Origin of the sequence: Phenylobacterium aquaticum (genome assembly GCF_022695515.1) — a bacterium.
Lineage (GTDB): Bacteria > Pseudomonadota > Alphaproteobacteria > Caulobacterales > Caulobacteraceae > Phenylobacterium > Phenylobacterium aquaticum.
This window is the reverse complement of record NZ_JALDPT010000020.1, coordinates 22,663-38,383: the sequence shown is the minus strand read 5'-3', so window position 1 is coordinate 38,383 and position 15,721 is coordinate 22,663. Positions and strand designations below refer to the sequence as shown.

Annotated in this window: 13 protein-coding genes; 5 read left to right on the top strand and 8 right to left on the bottom strand. The window is 70.5% G+C overall.

Features of this window, described 5'->3' with window-relative positions; genetic code table 11:
* Positions 1-5: 5 nt before the first annotated feature.
* Together MQH10_RS15175 and MQH10_RS15170 are read right to left on the bottom strand one after the other, a co-directional pair.
* On the bottom strand, positions 6-1,199 hold the full coding sequence (locus tag MQH10_RS15175) for a DUF1688 family protein (protein WP_272886964.1): 1,194 nt from the start codon (positions 1,197-1,199) through the stop codon (positions 6-8).
* A gap of 22 nt (positions 1,200-1,221) precedes the next feature.
* Entirely contained in the window at positions 1,222-2,472 is a 1,251-nt protein-coding gene (locus MQH10_RS15170; RefSeq protein ID WP_242564869.1) for a GTP cyclohydrolase II, read from the bottom strand.
* 207 nt (positions 2,473-2,679) lie between these two features.
* Here MQH10_RS15170 and MQH10_RS15165 point away from each other — a divergent pair, with 207 nt between their 5' ends.
* On the top strand, positions 2,680-5,958 hold the full coding sequence (locus MQH10_RS15165) for an acetyl-CoA carboxylase family protein (RefSeq protein ID WP_242564868.1): 3,279 nt from the start codon (positions 2,680-2,682) through the stop codon (positions 5,956-5,958).
* Between the two features lie 41 nt (positions 5,959-5,999).
* On the opposite strand, the gene MQH10_RS15160 is transcribed toward MQH10_RS15165, so the two are convergent.
* Complete coding sequence (locus MQH10_RS15160) at positions 6,000-6,179, bottom strand: rubredoxin (RefSeq protein WP_242564867.1); 180 nt, start codon at positions 6,177-6,179, stop codon at positions 6,000-6,002.
* An 8-nt stretch (positions 6,180-6,187) separates the two neighbouring features.
* Positions 6,188-7,462 (bottom strand): cytochrome P450, encoded by a 1,275-nt coding sequence (locus tag MQH10_RS15155; RefSeq protein WP_242564866.1) that lies wholly within the window; start codon positions 7,460-7,462, stop codon positions 6,188-6,190.
* Positions 7,463-7,553: 91 nt separating this feature from the next.
* Between MQH10_RS15155 and MQH10_RS15150 the strand changes: the two genes are divergently transcribed.
* A complete protein-coding gene (locus MQH10_RS15150; RefSeq protein ID WP_242564865.1) occupies positions 7,554-8,180 on the top strand; it encodes a TetR/AcrR family transcriptional regulator in 627 nt (208 codons plus the stop codon).
* On the opposite strand, the gene MQH10_RS15145 is transcribed toward MQH10_RS15150, so the two are convergent.
* The 3 genes from MQH10_RS15145 to MQH10_RS15135 all read right to left on the bottom strand — a co-directional run bounded on the left by MQH10_RS15145 (position 8,177) and on the right by MQH10_RS15135 (position 11,488).
* Positions 8,177-9,187, bottom strand: a complete 1,011-nt coding sequence (locus MQH10_RS15145) for an adenosine deaminase (RefSeq protein WP_242564864.1) — start codon at positions 9,185-9,187, stop codon at positions 8,177-8,179. The genes MQH10_RS15150 and MQH10_RS15145 overlap by 4 nt on opposite strands.
* Positions 9,188-9,428: 241 nt before the next feature.
* The gene (locus MQH10_RS15140; RefSeq protein ID WP_242564863.1) at positions 9,429-10,055 is read right to left on the bottom strand and encodes a PepSY-associated TM helix domain-containing protein; all 627 of its coding nucleotides are present in this window, start codon (positions 10,053-10,055) and stop codon (positions 9,429-9,431) included.
* Positions 10,052-11,488 (bottom strand): DUF2271 domain-containing protein, encoded by a 1,437-nt coding sequence (locus MQH10_RS15135; RefSeq protein WP_242564862.1) that lies wholly within the window; start codon positions 11,486-11,488, stop codon positions 10,052-10,054. The genes MQH10_RS15140 and MQH10_RS15135 overlap by 4 nt, the downstream gene beginning before the upstream one ends.
* 86 nt (positions 11,489-11,574) lie before the next feature.
* Between MQH10_RS15135 and MQH10_RS15130 the strand changes: the two genes are divergently transcribed.
* Together MQH10_RS15130 and MQH10_RS15125 are read left to right on the top strand one after the other, a co-directional pair.
* Positions 11,575-12,432: a DUF4198 domain-containing protein gene (locus MQH10_RS15130; protein ID WP_242564861.1), complete on the top strand. Its 858-nt coding sequence runs from the start codon at positions 11,575-11,577 to the stop codon at positions 12,430-12,432.
* 79 nt (positions 12,433-12,511) lie between these two features.
* Entirely contained in the window at positions 12,512-13,465 is a 954-nt protein-coding gene (locus MQH10_RS15125; RefSeq protein ID WP_242564860.1) for an NAD(P)H-dependent flavin oxidoreductase, read from the top strand.
* Here the strand turns inward: MQH10_RS15125 and MQH10_RS15120 are convergent, their stop codons facing one another.
* Positions 13,466-14,248, bottom strand: coding sequence for a helix-turn-helix transcriptional regulator (locus MQH10_RS15120; protein ID WP_242564859.1), 783 nt, complete (start codon positions 14,246-14,248; stop codon positions 13,466-13,468). It abuts the gene before it with no gap.
* 127 nt (positions 14,249-14,375) lie between these two features.
* Here MQH10_RS15120 and MQH10_RS15115 point away from each other — a divergent pair, with 127 nt between their 5' ends.
* A complete protein-coding gene (locus tag MQH10_RS15115) occupies positions 14,376-15,578 on the top strand; it encodes an acyl-CoA dehydrogenase family protein (RefSeq protein WP_242564858.1) in 1,203 nt (400 codons plus the stop codon).
* Positions 15,579-15,721 lie beyond the last annotated feature (143 nt).

The following is a 15,721-nucleotide window of genomic DNA, read 5'->3' as shown; positions in this document are numbered from 1 at the left end:
CACTCCTAGAAAACGGCGCCGTCGCTGAGGATGGCCAGGGGCGGGCCGCCGTCGGCGCGGCGCTCGGCGGCGAGCCGGCGGCCGGCGGCCCAGGTGCCGCCCTCCAGCACGCAGGCGAGGGGAAAGGCCTGCGCCGTCACCCCCAGGCGCTCGCGCACCATGGGCGCGATCTCGTCCAGCAGGGCCACGGTCATGGCCCGCCAGCCGACCACCAGGGGATCGGAGACCTCCAGCGGCAGGGCGGCGGCCACGGGATCGACCGCGACCAGCACGCCCCCGTCGAGGAACAGACCGCCATTGCGGTATTCGGCCAGGCCGGTCAGGCCGTCGATGTCGGTCACCGTGATCCCGGCCGCCTCCAGCGGCTCGATCAGGCTGTAGGCCAGCCACTGGCTGAGCTTGTGCAGGGGCACGAGCCCGTCGGTGGAGTCGGGCCGGATGATCGCCGGATGGCGCCAGGTGTCGCCCATCGGCAGGCCCATCACCGTCAGCCGGCCGGACCAGATCGGCCCCAGTCCTTCCAGCAGGGCCTCCAGTATGGCGGTCGCCGGCAATCGTCCGTCCACGGCGCGGCCGGCCAGCAGGTCATAGAGCCCGCCGGGCCGGGGCGCGGATTTCAGGCCGAACAGGTCGGGCCGGGCCAGGGTCTGCTCTCCCAGCCGGCGCAGCAGGGCGGCGCGGCCCTCCAACCCCACCAGGGGATTGACGTCGCTGACCTGGAAGCCGGCGGCCAGGGTGTGGGTCGACAGCTCCGCCAGGGCGTCTGCCTGCAGGGGTTCGACATCGCCGGAGAAGGCCCCGGACTCGAACAGCCGGAAGGAGGCCACGGCCAGGCCCTCGGAGCGGGCCGAGACGCTGTCAGTCGCCGCGTCGTGATAGCGCCAGGCCATGCCGGCGCCCGCGTCCAGCAGCACCGAGGTGATGGCGAGATCGAAGGCGGCCCGGGCCCGCTCGGCCCGGTCTGTCCAGTCGGTGCGGGCGTCCATCTCCGCCCACAGGTCCTGGCCCCTGACCACGAAGTGGCGCCAGCGGGCGTGGAAGGGCACGGCCAGATCGGGATAGCGCCCGCGGATCACGGCGGCGGTCAGGTCGGCCAGGGGTTCGAGCCGCGCGAGCTCGACCCGCCAGTCGGGCAGGGCGCCGGCGAGCGCCAGGCGCAGCATCTCGTGGCCGCGCTCTCGCACGGCGGCGGCGGTCAGCAGGCTTCGGGCGGCTTGCAGGTCAGAAGTCCTTCAGGTCGCGGCCGATGACCTTGCCGAGGTCCGCCGCGGTGGGGGCCGGCGCGGTGGTGAAGTAGCCGGCGGCCTTCTTGGCCTCCATCTCCACATTGGCGTCCTGGGGCACCAGGTCGTCGGGGATCTGCACCCGCTCGCCGATGGTGATGCCGCTGGCGGTGAGCGCGTCGTGCTTCATGTTCGACATGGAGACGAAGCGGTCGATGTGGCTGATCCCCAGCCAGTGCAGCACGTCGGGCATCAGCTGCTGGAAGCGGGCGTCCTGGACGCCGGCCACGCATTCAGTGCGCTCGAAATAGGTGGCCGCCTGGTCGCCGCCGGGCTGACGCTTGCGGGCGTTATAGACCAGGAACTTGGTCACCTCGCCCAGCGCCCGCCCCTCCTTGCGGTTATAGGCGATCAGGCCCACCCCGCCGGCCTGGGCCTGGCGGGCGCATTCCTCGATCCCGTGGGTCAGATAGGGGCGGCAGGTGCAGATGTCCGAGCCGAACACGTCGGAGCCGTTGCACTCGTCATGCACCCGGCAGGTGAGCGGCGCGCGGCCGATCAGGGCCGGGTCGCCCATGATGTAGAGGGTGATGCCGCCGATCGGGGGCAGGAAGACAGAGATGTCCGGCCGGGTGACCAGCTCCGGATACATGCCGCCGGTCTCCTCGAAGAGGGTGCGGCGCAGCTTGGTCTCCGAGACGCCGAAGCGCTCGGCGATGCCCGGCAGCCACCAGACCGGATCCAGCGCCGCCTTGGTGACGGCGATGTCGCCCTCGGCGCGCACCACGGTTCCGTCGACCGGCAGCCGGCCCTTGGCGATCGCCTCCTGGATCTCCGGCAGGGTGATGCGGGCCCGGGTGATGGCGATGGAGGGGCGGATGTCCAGGCCCTCGGCGATCTCGGCGGCGAAGTCCTGGGCGACCCGGTGGCCCCAGGGGTCCAGGCTGACGATCCTGGCGGGATCGCTCCACTGCGGATGCGGGCCGATCTCCACCACCGGCGAGGTGTCGGTCAGGTCCGGGCGGACCAGGGAGCTCATGGCGCCGGACGAGATCGCCAAGGCCCGATAGATCGAATAGGCCCCGCCATGCGCCCCGATGGCGTTGCGGTCGGCGCCGGCGTTGACCGTGGCGATCACCGGTCCGCGCTCCCGCGCGGTGGGGGCGCCCCAGTGCAGGGGGAATCGGCTCGCCGTTCCTGCCCCCGGATGGGAGGTCAGGCGGATGTGGCCCTGGCGGTTGGTGCTCATGCTCGTCCTCGCGGCGCGCGTCGGAAGCGGCCCGAAAATGAAAAGGGCCCCTCACCGTTCCGCCGGCGAGGAGCCCTTGGGCGGAAACTGTGCGCCTAAGCTTCTGAATTGGCAAGAGGACTGCTCGAGCAGGGTAAATGACCGCTTCCCCGGGCCGCCGAGCCAAGGTCTAGTTGGAAAAAACAAGACCACGCCCGGGAACGCTCCATGCCGCTTCGCAAGCTCTTCATCGCCAATCGCGGCGAGATCGCCATCCGCATCGCCCGCGCGGCGGCCGAGCTGGGGATCGCCTCCGTGACCTGCTGGTCGCAGGACGATGCGGGCTCGCCCCACCGCGGGGCCGGCGACGTCGAGGTGGGTCTGCCGGGGACGGGGCCGCGGGCCTATCTCGATATCGACGCCGTGGTGGCCGCGGCCGTCGCCGCCGACTGCGACAGCCTGCATCCGGGCTATGGCTTCCTGTCGGAATCGCCGGCCTTCGCCCGTGCGGTCCAGGCGGCGGGCCTGATCTTCGTGGGGCCTGATCCCGAGACCCTCGACCTGTTCGGCGACAAGGCCCGGGCCCGCGAGCTGGCCGAACAGGAGGGCGTGCCGCTGGCGGCCGCCACCGGCGGCGGGGCGACGCTGGCCGAGGTGCGGGCGTTCCAGGACGCCCTGGGCTCCGAGGTCGACCTGATGCTCAAGGCGGTGGCCGGGGGCGGCGGACGCGGCATGCGTCGCGTCCCGGCCGGCGAGGATCCCGCCACGGCCTTCGATCTCTGCGAGCGGGAGGCCGAGGCGGCCTTCGGCGACGGCCGGCTGTTCGCCGAGCGCTATATCGGCCACGCCCGCCATATCGAGGTGCAGGTGGTCGGCGACGGCGAGGCCGCGGTCACGCTCCATGACCGGGAATGCTCCCTGCAGCGCCGGCACCAGAAGATCATCGAGATCGCGCCGGCGCCCGCCGTACCGGACGAGGTCCGCGCCCGCCTGGCCGCCGCCGCCCTGGCGCTCGCCCATGCCGCCCGGCTGAAGGGCCTGGCGACGGTCGAGTTCCTGCTCGACGCCGACGATCGCGAGACCGTCGCCTTCCTGGAGGTGAACCCCAGGCTGCAGGTCGAGCACACGGTGACGGAGGAAGTGACCGGCCTCGACCTCGTGCAGATTCAGCTGAAGATCGCCGCCGGCGCCACGCTCGCCGAGCTGGGTCTGGCCGACGGCGTCCCTGAGCCGCGCGGCTATGCGGTGCAGCTGCGGGTCAATCTCGAGACCCTGTCCGCCGACGGAACCCTGGGCGGCGGCGGGGGCGGAACCCTGGTCCGCTACGAGCCGCCGTCCGGTCCAGGGGTTCGGGTCGACGGCTATGGCCGGGGCGGTTATGCGACCAGCCCGGCCTTTGATTCCCTCATCGCCAAGCTGATCGTGCACAGCACCTCGGACGATCTGCGGGTCGCCCTGGCCAAGGCGGCGCGGGCGGCGGCCGAGTTCGTGATCACCGGGGCGGACACCAGCCTGCCGCTGCTGCGCGCCCTGCTGGAGCGGCCGGAGGTGGCCGACAGCCAGGCCTCGACCGGGTTCATCGAGGCCAATCTGGGCCTGCTGGCCGCGCGGGCCGCGGAGCTGACGCCGGCGGAGGACGCCGAGACGTCGCGCCCCGTCGTCCCGGTGTTCGAGGCCGGGCCCGCGGGCACGGTCGCCACCCCGGCTCCCCTGCGCGGCACCCTGGTCGCCCTGGAGGCCGCCGAGGGCGAGACGGTCCGCGCCGGCCAGGCCATCGCCGTGCTGGAAGCCATGAAGATGCAGCACGTGGTCACGGCGGCCGCCGGCGGGGTGGTGCGCCGCCTGCCGCTGGCGATCGGGGCGGTGGTGGAGACCGGCGCGCCCCTGGCCTTCATCGCCCCCTCCGACGCCGGCGAACTGGCCGAGGCGGCCGAGGACATCGATCTCGACCTGATCCGGCCGGACCTGGAGGAGGTGCGCAACCGCTACGCCCTGACCCTCGACGAGAACCGCCCCGACGCCGTCGCGCGGCGGCGGCGGACCGGCCAGCGGACGGCGCGGGAGAACCTCGACGACCTGTTCGATCCCGGAAGCTTCAACGAATACGGGGCGCTGGCCATCGCCGCCCAGAAGCGCCGGCGCTCGGTCGAGGACCTGCAGATCAACACCCCGGCCGACGGCATCATCACCGGGGTCGGCGAGGTGAACGGCGGGCTGTTCGATGAGGACAAGGCCCGCTGTGTGGGCCTGGCCTATGACTTCACGGTGCTGGCCGGGACCCAGGGCCACTTCAATCACAAGAAGACCGACCGGATCCTGGAGTTCGCCGAGCATTGGAAGGCGCCGGTGATCTGGTTCACCGAGGGGGGCGGCGGGCGGCCGGGGGATGTCGATGTCGGCGGGCTCTCGGCCTCGTCGCTGGACACCACCAGCTTCACGACCTTTGCGCGGCTGTCGGGGACCGCGCCGCGGATCGCCATCAATTCCGGCCGCTGCTTCGCCGGCAATGCCGTGTTCTTCGGCTGCGCCGACGTGACCATCGCCACCCGCTATTCCAATATCGGCCTGGGCGGTCCGGCCATGATCGAGGGCGGCGGGCTGGGGGTCTTCACCCCGGACGAGATCGGCCCTTCCGAGGTCCAGTGGGAGAACGGCGCGCTGGACCTGCTGGTCGAGGACGAGGCGGCGGCGGTGGTGGCCGCCAAGCATGTGCTGTCGATCTTCCAGGGTTCGGTGAAGGACTGGACCTGCGCCGACCAGCGGACCCTGCGCCACCTGATCCCCGAGAACCGGGTCCGGGTCTATGACGCGCGCCGGGTGATCGAGACCCTGGCCGACACCGGCTCGTGGATCGAGCTGCGCGGCGGCTATGGGGTCGGCCTGATCACCGGCTTCCTGCGGATCGAGGGCCGGCCCATGGGCCTGATCGCCAATGATCCGCGCCATCTGGGCGGGGCGATCGACTCACCCGGCGCGGAGAAGGGCGGACGGTTCCTGCAGCTGTGCGACGCCTTCGGCATTCCGGTGGTTTCGCTGTGCGACACGCCCGGCTTCATGGTCGGGCCGGACTCGGAGAAGACCGCGGCGATCCGCCGGGGTTCGCGGCTGTTCGTGACCGCGGCCGGGCTTTCGGTCCCACTGTTCGCGGTGGTGCTGAGGAAGGGCTACGGCCTTGGCGCTCAGGCCATGACCGGCGGCGACTTCTCGGCCTCGGCCTTCACCATCGCTTGGCCGACCGCCGAGTTCGGACCCATGGGTCTGGAGGGGGCGGTGCGGCTCGGCTACCGCAAGGAGCTGGAGGCGGAGGCCGATCCGGCGGCGCGCGAGGCCCTGTTCCAGAAGCTGGTCGGGCGCATGTACGAGACCGGCAAGGCGATCAGCGTCGCGCAGGTCAATGAGATCGATGCGGTGATCGATCCGGCCGAGACCCGCGCCTGGCTGATGCGGGGCTTGAAAAGCTGTCCGCCGCCCGTGCCCGGACGGCGGAGCTTTGTGGACGTGTGGTGAGGAACCCCCTCGCCCCGCTCCGCGGGGAGAGGAGAAGAGGGTCAGAGCTCGATCATGTCGAAGTCGGCCTTGGGCGTGCCGCAGAGCGGGCAGATCCAGGTGTCGGGAATGTCCGACCAGCGGGTGCCGGGCGCGAGGCCCTCGCCCGGATCGCCGGCTTCTTCGTCATAGATGTAGCCGCAGGTGCGGCACTGCCAGGTCTTGTAGGGCGCGTCTGACATGACCCGCCTCAGTGCAGCTTGAAGCGGATCGGCACGGACTTGGGTCCGCAGACGAAGCTGGCGGCCATGCGCTTGGGCGTGCCGTTCATCTCGACGCTGGCGACGCGCTTGAAGAACTCTTCCCAGAGGATGCGCATCTCCATCCGCGCCAGGTGCTGGCCCAGGCAGACGTGGGCGCCGTAGCCGAAGGCCACGTGCTTGTTGGGCGTGCGGTCGACCCGGAACTCGAAGGGCTTGTCGAACACCGCCTCGTCGCGGTTTCCGGACGGATAGGACAGGAACAGCCAGTCGCCCTTGGCGATCTTCTTGCCGGCCAGTTCGGCGTCGTCGGTGGCGGTGCGCATGAAGTGCTTCACCGGCGTGGCCCAGCGGATGGATTCCTCGATCAGGCCGGGGATCAGGCTCTGGTCGGCGGCGACCTTCTTGAACTGGTCGGGGTTCTCGGCCATGGCCCACAGGGCCGCGGCGGTGGTCGAAGAGGTTGTGTCATGGCCGGCGGTCGCGGCGATGATGTAGTAGCTCATGGCCTCCAGGTGGCCGAGGGGCTGGCCGTTGATCTGGCCGTTGGCGATGACGCTGGCCAGGTCCTGGCGCGGATTGGCCCGGCGATCCTCGGTCATGGCGTTGAAGTACATCATGAAGTCCATGACCACGGACTGGATGGTGTCGACGCCGGCGTCGGTGTCCTGGATATCGGAGCCGGTGCGGTTCAGGTCCGGGTCGGCGCTGCCGAACAGCTCCTGGGTCAGCTTCAGCATGCGCGGTTCGTCGGACTCCGGCACGCCGATCACTTCCATGATCACGTGCAGCGGATAGAGGAAGGCCACGTCACGGGCGAAGTCGCATTCCTCGCCCTTCTCGATCATGCGGTCGATGAAGCCCTTGGCGATCTCGCGGATCCGGGTCTCCAGCACGCGCAGGTTCTGCGGCACGAAGGAGCCCTGGGTCAGGCGCCGGTAGGCCATGTGGTCGGGGTTGTCCATCTGGACCAGGGAGCGGACCAGGTGGGGCGAGCCGCCCATCATTTCCCGGACCTTCTTGTCGGCGTCGATGGTGGTGAGCACGGTCGAGCGGTCGCCGTTGTGGAACAGCTCGTTCTGGCGCTCGACCTCAAGGATGTCGGCGTGGCGGGTCACGACCCAGAAGGGGTCGAAGCCCTCGGGCTGGGCGACGTCGAGGGGCTGCTCCTTGCGCAGTTGCGCGAAGGCCTGGTCGACCCGGTCGCCATCGGCATAGGCGCGAGGGTCCACGATCGTGTTGGCGATATCGGACGAAATGGTCATGGGGCGGTTCCTGGCGTGCTTCCCTGGTGTGTCGATGCGTCTGCGCGGCGTCCACTTGCTAGTTGTCCAACAAGTAAATAGACTTTGCAACATGTCCGTTACGGAAGCGCCCACGAAAACCCGACGCAGCCAGGCCGAGCGCCGGGACGAGTCCGAGCGCCGGCTGCTGGCGGCGGCGGCCGAACTGGTGGTCGAGCGCGGCATGGGGGCGGCGACCTTCGAGAACATCGGCGCGCGGGCGGGCTACAGCCGCGGCCTGGTGACCCAGAGGTTTGGGTCCAAGCAGGGGCTGATCGAGGCGATGATCGCCCAGCTGCAGGGCCGCCTGGGCGCCCTGTTGCTGGACCGCCAGATCGAGACCCTGCCGGGGCTGGAGGCGGTTTTGACCTATGTCGAGGTGTTCCTCTCGGCGCTGGATCGCGACGGAGAGCTGAGGGCCTATTTCGTGCTGCTGGCCTCGGCCGTGGCCGATGTGTCGGAGCTGCGCGCGCCTTTCGCCGAGGCGCACAAGGGGGTGGAGCAGGCCCTGGAGGCCCTGTTCCTCAAGGGCCAGGCGGAGGGCTCGATCCGCGCCGGCATAGACGCCGATGCGGCGGCCCTGATGACCGGGGCCCTGCTGTTCGGCCTGTCCATGCAGCTGCTGCTGGATCCGCGGATGGACCTGACGCCGATCCGCGAGACGAGCCTGGCGACGCTGCGGCTGAGCTTCGCGGCTTAGTTCGCGGCGGCGTAGGCGTCGATCTGGGCGATGCGCGCGGCCTTGTCCGCATCGTCGAGGAACGACCCCGCAAAGCTGTTCTTGGCGAGCGTCACGAGCTCGGCGCGGGTGAGGCCGACGGCTTCGGCGGTGCGCAGATAGTTGTCCAGCAGGTAGCCGCCGAAATAGGCCGGGTCGTCGGAATTGACCGTGGCCTTGAGGCCCAGGTCCAGCATGCGCTTCAAGGGGTGGGCGGCGAGGTCGTCGACCACGCAGAGCTTGAGATTGGAGAGCGGGCAGACGGTCAGGGTCATGCCCTCGGCGACGAGGCGCTCGGTCAGGCGGGCGTCCTCCAGGGAGCGGTTGCCGTGGTCGATGCGGTCGACCTTCAGCAGGTCCAGGGCCTCCCAGACATAGGCGGGCGGGCCTTCCTCGCCGGCGTGGGCGACCAGCTTCAGGCCGGCGGCGCGGGAGGCCTCGAACACCCGGGCGAATTTGGAGGGCGGATGGCCGACTTCGGAGGAATCCAGGCCGACGCCGGCGATGCGGTCGAGCCAGGGCTCGGCGGCCTTTAAGGTGGCGAAGGCGGCGTCCTCATCCAGGTGGCGCAGGTAGCAGAGGATCAGCTTGGAGGTGACGCCCAGCTCCCGCTCGGCCTGAGCCATGCCGGCCAGCAGGCCGTTGATGGCGACGGAGAAGGGCAGGCCGCGGTCGGTGTGGGTCTGGGGGTCGAAGAACATCTCCGCATGGACCCCGCCGTCGGCGGCGAGTCGGCGGAAATAGGCCATGGCCAGGTCCTGGAAATCCGCCTCCGTCTGCAGGACCTGGGCGCCCTGGTAGTAGATGTCGAGGAAGTCCTGAAGGTTGGAGAAGGCGTAGGCGGCGCGAACCGCCTCCACCGACTTGAACGGCAGGTCGATGCGGTTGCGCGCGGCCAGGGCGAACATCAGCTCCGGCTCCAGGCTGCCCTCGATGTGCATGTGCAGCTCGGCCTTGGGCAGGCCGCGGACGAAGTCGGCGAGGGACATGGGGCGCTCCTGATCCAGCTCGTCAGGCTTTAGCCCAGCCTTGGCCCTGCGTCAGGACCCAAACTCCTTCTCCCCTTGCGGGAGAAGGTGGCCTCCGAAGGAGGTCGGATGAGGGGTTGAAAGGCGGATGTGATCGGGCGGCAAGGGGCTGTTGCGATCGAAGTGCGACCCCTCATCCGTCGGCTGCGCCGACACCTTCTCCCGCAAGGGGAGAAGGATTCTGAGGCGAGCACTCTAGAGCCTAGGGGACGAACAGCCAGAAGGCGCCGAACAGGACGGCGAGGCTGGCGGCCGTCAGGATCAGGCTGGTGCGCAGGCGGAAGCGCAGGGAGAAGAACAGCACATAGCCGATCAGGGAGAGCGCCAGGACCAGGATCGCCGAGGCGTCGATGATCGCCTTCCAGACCGCGCCGGTGTTCTTGCCGCGGTGCAGTTCGTTGATCGTGGTGACCAGGTCGGCGCGCGCCAGGCTGACCTCGGCCCGGCCGGACTTCAGATCGACCAGGATGTCGGTTGAGCCGGTCACGCCCTCGAGCCGGATCTGGGCCTCGTCGTCCAGCAATTCGCCGGACTGGTAAGCGCCGCGCAGCTTGATCTTGGCGGCCAGGGCGGCGGTGAGCGCCTTCGCCGGGTCGGGCGCGGCCTTGGCGGCGGCGAGCTCGGCGGGGGTGAGCGTCACGGTCCGCTCCACGGGGCGCGGGTCAGGCTTGGTCGGGACCCATTCGGGATGGTTCAGGATCAGGCCGGTGCCGGCGAAGAAGATCAGGGCCAGGAAGGCGAAGGCCGAGAGATAGCCGTGCCAGAGGCGCGACTGGCGATAGATCTCGACCTTGAGGCTCGCGCGCGGCCGCTTGGCGTCGGCCTTCATTTCGTCTTCCCGTAGCGCACGGCGACAGCGCCCAGCTCGTCCTTGGCGGGCGCCTTGGTCTCAACCGGCCTGGCGCCCAGATCGACCTCGAAGGTCTCATAGGTGTGGCCGCCGTGCTCGCGGGTCGCCTCGACGTGGACGATGTAGCGGCCCTGGGGGACGCGGGCGCCCTTGTCGTCGGTCCCGTCCCAGCCGACCGCATAGTGGCCGGGCGCGCGGGTGGGCTTGGCCATGGCGTCGAGCAGGCCGGGCTGTTTGCGGCCATAGCGCCGCCACCAGACATAATTGTCCTCGTGATACTCGCCCTTGGCGCCGAGGATCAGCAGGGTCTTGACCGGGGCCTTGTCGGCGTCGGTCACCCAGACCACCAGATAGGGCTTCTTGTAGTTCGACACGGCCACCTTGGGCAGGTCGAAGCCGACCTCCAGCTGGAAGCCGGCGGGCAGGGGCGGGGAGGTCTGGCAGGTGATCGCCGACCAGCCCTCGGTCTGATGGACGGTTCCGTCGGCGGCCAGGATCAGGGCCTCGGCGCTCGGCGTGCGGGCGGCGAGCCTCAGGCCGTCGGCGGGGGGCAGGACCGCGAGCGCGGTGGCCAGAGCGTCGGCGTCGACGGCGCGGGGGGCGACCACGGCGGCCTGGGCGCGGGGGGCGGGCTGGCCGGTGGCCGGGTTCAGGAGATGGGAGATCGCCTCGCCCGCGACATGGCGGTCGCGAAGGCCGGGGCCGCTGACGGCCAGGGCCTGGCCGCGCAGATTGAGCGTCGCATAGGGGGCGGCGTTGTCCTGCAGGCGGGCCGGATCTGAGACCCCCACCCGCCAGGCGCGGTCGCCGGCGCAGACCAGGTCGCCGCCGATGTCGATCATCAGGCCCTGGGCGCAGGGCGCCGCGCGCCGGGCGGCGGCGAGGGCGGCGTCGAGGATATAGCCCTTGGCCAGGCCGTCGGGGGCGAAGCGCACGCCGTCAGGGCGGCTCACCGAGCGGCGGGCGGGGTCGAGGGTCACCGGAGCGGACGCGGCCTGCGCCCTGTCGCACAGGGCCCAGGCGTCGAGGCGTCGGTCGGCTGAGGACCAGGCGGCCTCGACGAGACCGAGGCGGGCGGAGAAGGCGCCGTCCGAGCGGACCCGCCAAGTCTCGCAGGCGCCGATCACCGCGAACAGGTCGGCCGAGACCTGGCGTTCGGAGGTCAGGTTCAGGGCGGCGAGTTCGCTGTCGTCTCGCCAGCCGGACAGCACTTGGTCCAGGCGCGCGATCTCGGCCTGGGCGGCGGCGAAGGCGAACTGGGCCTCGGCGGCGCTGGACCCCGTCACCGCCATGTCGAGCGAGGTTCCCAGCACGTGGTCGGCGTGGAACCGGAAGGTCTCGGGCTCGGCCGGCGGCTGGGCGGCGACGGCGGACGCGGACATCAGGGCGGAGAGCAGGACGGGCGACGGCATGGAGGGTCCGGAACTGAAAGCGGGCGGCTCTTGCTAATGAGAATAGGTCGCATTAGCAAGGCGGTCTGTTCTCACGGAGTGCGCAGATGCGGTGTCTGATCGGTTTCGCGGCGGGCCTGACGGTCCTGGCATTGGGGTCCGCGGCCAGCGCCGGGCACATGCCCTATCTGGCGCCGCTGACCTTCGCGCCGCACCGGGACATGGTGACGGTGCAGGCGGCCATGTCGGAGGAGGCGCACATGTTCGTGCCCGACTTCCCGATCCGCGGCGCGGGCGACTTCACGGTCACGGGCCCGGACGGCGCAGCGGTCAAGATCGCCGCGGTCACGGTGCTGAAGGAGATGGCGGTGCTGGAGGCGCCGCTGCCGACCGAGGGGACCTGGCGGATCTCCACCGGGGAGCGGGCGGGCCGCAGCGCCAAATGGGCCAAGATCGACGGGGTCTGGCGGATGGTGCGCGGGCCGGGCGGTCCGCCGCGTCCGGCCCCGCCGCCGGGGGAAGCCCCGCGCGCGGACGGCCCGATCGACGAGGCCGCCGTGCCGCCGAGCGCCGAGACCCTGACCTCGGTCGGGACCCTGCGCGCCGACCTCTATGTCACCCGCGGCGCGCCCAAGGCCTTTCCCAAGCCGGTGGGCCAGGGGCTTGAGATCGCGCCCCTCAGCCACCCCAACGACCTCTATGCCGGCGACGCCTTCCGGTTCCAGGTGCTGAACGACGGCCAGCCGGTGGTGGGCGCCCAGCTTTCCATTGTGCGGGCGGGCGACGCCTATGCTGCGCAGCATTTCACCTGGTCCGGCGTGACGAAGGGCGGGGCCGGAGAGGCGGTGAGCTTTGACCAGCCGGGGGTCTATGTGATCCAGGCCCAGTATCCGCCGCGGGTCGAGGGCGCGGCGCCGACGGCGAAATCCATGACCACGACGCTCACCTTCGAGGTCTCGCGCTGAACAGGCCGGCTTGACGCGCGGCCCCGCGACCCTGGCTAATGGCGTCCATTCAAACGCGCGTTTGGGAGGACGCCCCGCCATGAAGATCAAGACCCGCATCACCGAACTCCTGGGCGTGGACTATCCGATCATCCAGGCGCCGATGGGCTGGATCGCCCGCTCGGCGCTCGCCTCCGCCGTCTCGAACGCCGGCGGGCTGGGGATCATCGAGACCTCGTCCGGCGACCTGCCCGCCGTGCGCGAGGAGGTGAAGAAGATGCGGCAGCTGACCGACAAGCCGTTCGGGGTGAACATCGCCCAGGCCTATGTCCGCGACGCCGACATCGTCTCCTTCGTGGTCGACCAGGGGGTGAAGTTCGTCACCACCTCGGCCGGCGATCCCAACCGCTATTGCAGCGCGCTGAAGGAGGCCGGCCTGACGGTCTTCCACGTCGTGCCGTCCCTGGCGGCGGCGGCCAAGGCGATCGAGGCCGGGGTCGACGGGCTGGTGGTCGAGGGCGCGGAGGGCGGCGGGTTCAAGAATGCCCGCGACGTCTCGTCCATGGTGCTGCTGCCCCTGGTCTGCTCGACCTTCAACGTGCCGATCATCGCGGCGGGCGGCATGGTCGATGGGCGCAGCATGGCGGCGGCCTTCGCGCTCGGGGCCGAGGGGATCCAGATGGGCACCCGCATGGTCTCGGCCGCCGAGAGCCCGGTGCACCAGAACTGGAAGGACGCCATCGTCGCGGCCAAGGAGACCGACACGGTGTTCCTGAACCGCTTCGGCCCCGGCCCCGCCTGCCGGGCCCTGCGCACCGAGAAGACCAGCCGGCTGGAGCGGGAGCCCGGCGAGAACGGCGTCGCCCCGGAGTTCCGGAATTCCCAGGCGCTCTATTTCGGCGGCGATATGGAGGCCTCGATCGCCCTGTCGGGCCAGGTCGCCGGCCGCATCGACTCCGTCAAGCCGGTCGCCCAGATCATCTCCGAGATCGTGGCGGAGTTCGACGAGGTGATGGCCCAGATGGCGGCGAAATACGCCCGCGCGCCGGCCTGATCAGGGGGCGGCCCGGCGGGCGGGATTGAGCCCGCCGCCGACATAGCCCAGGGCGGCGGCCTCGCGCACGGCCTGGGCGCGGCCGACCACCTGCAGCTTCTGGGCGGCGTTCTTCAGGTGAAAGCGCACGGTCGGGGCCGAGATGCCGATCAGTTCGGCGATCACGGCGTCGGTCTTGCCGGCGGCGGCCCATTTCAGACACTGGATCTCGCGCCGGGTCAGGCGCGCCGTGCCCTCGGCCATGGCCGGCAGGGCGCCGCGGGCCTCGTGATAGGCGGCCATCAGCTTGAGCACCAGGATGTGGGCCCGCGCGCCTTCCCGCGCGAAGATCCCGGCGACATCGACGGTGGGGTCCGGGGTGGCCCAGACCACGGCGCCGATCAGACCGCCCGGCAGATGGGCCGCCGCGATCAGCGCCCCGGCCACGCCATGATCGCGGGCCGTCTGCTCGACCGGAATGGCCTCCAGCCGCGGCGCCGGCCGCCAGGTCGCGAACCGCCCGGCGGCGAAATAGAAGGGCTCGGCCATGTAGCGGGCGGCGAGCACGAAGGGCGAGCGCAGGGCGAAACCGCGGTCGCGCCAATAGGCCATGTCCGGATCGATCCAGCGGAACAGGGTCTCGGCGAGCGGACGGCCGTCGGCGCCCAGCATCGGGTCGGGACTGGAGATGTCGGCGCTGACCGCGATGAAGGGCAGGCCCACCTCGCGCCCGAAGGCGGCGACGTCGCGGGCCAGAGCGTCGGCCTGGGCCAGACCCATCGATCTTGCGTCAGTCGGCAGCATGTTTCGCTCTCTGAACACGGCCCGGTTGCTGGCCTATCACTCCCGATAGCTTGATCCCGCGGGCCATAGTGGCGATGCCTAGACCTGAACGCGGCGTCGGGAAACGGCGCCGCTGGGGAAGCGCGCCATGAATCTCGATCTTTCACCGCAGGACCTGGCGTTTCGCGACGAGGTGCGAACCTTTCTCGACGAGGCCCTGACGCCGGAGCTGCGCCAGGCCGGCCGTCGGGCGACCAGCGTGTTCATGGACAAGGCCTACAGCCTCGCCTGGCAGAAGATCCTGCACCAGAAGGGCTGGGTCGCCCCTGCCTGGCCGGTGCAATATGGCGGGCCCGGCTGGAACGAGATGCAGCGCCACATCTTCGCGGCCGAATGCGCGCGGGCTGGCGCGCCGAGCCTGGCGCCCATGGGGCTGAAGATGGTCGGGCCGGTGATCATGGGCTACGGCACCGACGAACAGAAAGCCTACTACCTGCCGCGCATGCTGGCCGGCGAGGACTACTGGTGCCAGGGCTATTCCGAGCCGGGCGCGGGGTCGGACCTGGCGGCCCTGCAGCTGCGCGCGCGGCTGGACGGCGACCATTATGTGCTCGACGGGTCGAAAATCTGGACGACCCACGCCCACTGGGCCAACCGCATGTTCTGCCTGGTCCGCACCCAGACGGAGGGCAAGCCCCAGGCGGGGATCACCTTCCTGCTGCTGGAGATGGACACGCCCGGGATCAGCGTAAAGCCGATTATCACCCTGGCCGGCGAGCATGAGGTGAACCAGGTGTTCTTCGACAATGTCCGCGTGCCGGTCTCGAGCCGGATCGGGGCGGAGAACGCCGGCTGGACGGTGGCCAAGTACCTCCTGGAATTCGAGCGTGGCGGCGGCTCGGCGGCGGGGCTGAAGGTCTCGTTCGAACGGCTCAAGGCCCTGGCGCGAGAGGAGGCCGGCGACGGCGGCGGGCCGCTGATCAACGATCCGGCCTTCCGGGCCAAGCTGGCGGCGGCCGGGGTGGCGCTCGACGCCATCGAGATGACCGAGCACCGGGTGCTGGCGGCGCTGGCCTCGGGCAACAATCCGGGGCCGGCCTCGTCCATGCTGAAGACGCAAGGCACCGAGGCCATGCAGCGGCTGGACGAGATCGCCATCGAGGGCCTGGCCCACTATGCCGGGGTCGAGCAGCTGGAGGCCCGCGCGCCGGGCTCGAACCTGCCGTTCGTCGGGCCGGAGCACGGCCTGACCAGCATGGCGCGCTACATGAACAACCGCGCGGCCTCGATCTATGGCGGCTCCAATGAGATCCAGCGAGACATCATGGCCCGGCTGGTGCTGGGGCTCTGAGCCGCTGCCGTAGCGGGACCTGTCGCGCCAAGAGCACAGGGGCGCGGGTTTCGCTGCGGACCTATCAGCTTCGATAGCTTGTTCCAGGCCCCCGGTTTGGGGAGCTTCCCCCCGACAGACCACGGACGCCCACGCGAGGCGGC

Coding starts and splice junctions, on each gene's coding strand:
- MQH10_RS15135 (WP_242564862.1), bottom strand. CDS start 11,488: ATGCCGTCGCCCGTCCTGCTCTCCGCCCTGATGTCCGCGTCCGCCGTC.
- MQH10_RS15145 (WP_242564864.1), bottom strand. CDS start 9,187: ATGTCCCTCGCCGACTTCGTCCGCGGCCTGCCCAAGGCCGAGCTGCAC.
- MQH10_RS15165 (WP_242564868.1), top strand. CDS start 2,680: ATGCCGCTTCGCAAGCTCTTCATCGCCAATCGCGGCGAGATCGCCATC.
- MQH10_RS15115 (WP_242564858.1), top strand. CDS start 14,376: ATGAATCTCGATCTTTCACCGCAGGACCTGGCGTTTCGCGACGAGGTG.
- MQH10_RS15150 (WP_242564865.1), top strand. CDS start 7,554: ATGTCCGTTACGGAAGCGCCCACGAAAACCCGACGCAGCCAGGCCGAG.
- MQH10_RS15125 (WP_242564860.1), top strand. CDS start 12,512: ATGAAGATCAAGACCCGCATCACCGAACTCCTGGGCGTGGACTATCCG.
- MQH10_RS15170 (WP_242564869.1), bottom strand. CDS start 2,472: ATGAGCACCAACCGCCAGGGCCACATCCGCCTGACCTCCCATCCGGGG.
- MQH10_RS15130 (WP_242564861.1), top strand. CDS start 11,575: ATGCGGTGTCTGATCGGTTTCGCGGCGGGCCTGACGGTCCTGGCATTG.
- MQH10_RS15155 (WP_242564866.1), bottom strand. CDS start 7,462: ATGACCATTTCGTCCGATATCGCCAACACGATCGTGGACCCTCGCGCC.
- MQH10_RS15120 (WP_242564859.1), bottom strand. CDS start 14,248: ATGCTGCCGACTGACGCAAGATCGATGGGTCTGGCCCAGGCCGACGCT.
- MQH10_RS15140 (WP_242564863.1), bottom strand. CDS start 10,055: ATGAAGGCCGACGCCAAGCGGCCGCGCGCGAGCCTCAAGGTCGAGATC.
- MQH10_RS15160 (WP_242564867.1), bottom strand. CDS start 6,179: ATGTCAGACGCGCCCTACAAGACCTGGCAGTGCCGCACCTGCGGCTAC.